Here is a 578-nt window from a genome sequence, read left to right on the forward strand (position 1 = left end):
CTGGCCATGGCGCGCGCCACCGCGGCGCCCAGCACGGCCTCCATGGGCTGCTGCCACAGGCGGCCCTGGGCCAGCGCGGCGCCGTAGTGCGCGGGGTACTGGGGCGTGGTGCCCACGATGCGGTAGCCCGAGAAGCTGTCGCCCAGGCTCAGCGGAATGGCCTCGGCCACCAGCGGCTGGCGGGCCAGCGCCTCGAAGTCGGCCAGGGCGATGTTGCCGGGCGGCACGTCGATGTGGAACACGCCCGCCAGGATCAGCTGCAGCGGGCTGCCCTTGGCGCCCACCACCAGGTCGATGCCCTGCACGTCGCGTTCGAACGCCTGGTCGATCTGGCGGCTGACCAGCAGCACCAGCGTGACCGCGGCGAGGCCGAGCGCGAGCAGCAGCAGGTTGAGCGCGGCCGGCAGCGGGCGCGACCACAGGTAGCGCCACGAAAGACCCAGGACATTTGCTATATTTTTCATAGCGATATGCCCTAGGGTTGATTGCCCTGCAGGCCGATTTCATTCAGATCCAGGTGCTGGGCGCCCGGCCGGCCCGCCAGCGCCTGCGCCGCGCGCCGGTCGTGCGTGGCGACC

At 71.3% G+C, this 578-nt stretch carries 1 protein-coding gene; it reads right to left on the reverse strand.

All coding sequences use genetic code 11. The annotated features are described in order from the left end of the window. Nucleotides 1-464 (reverse strand): ABC transporter permease (locus AC27IQ_RS26805; RefSeq protein ID WP_487091513.1); only part of this gene is annotated, 464 nt, incomplete at its 3' end. Nucleotides 465-578 lie beyond the last annotated feature (114 nt).

Source organism: Acidovorax sp. KPB24-07 (assembly GCF_057543315.1).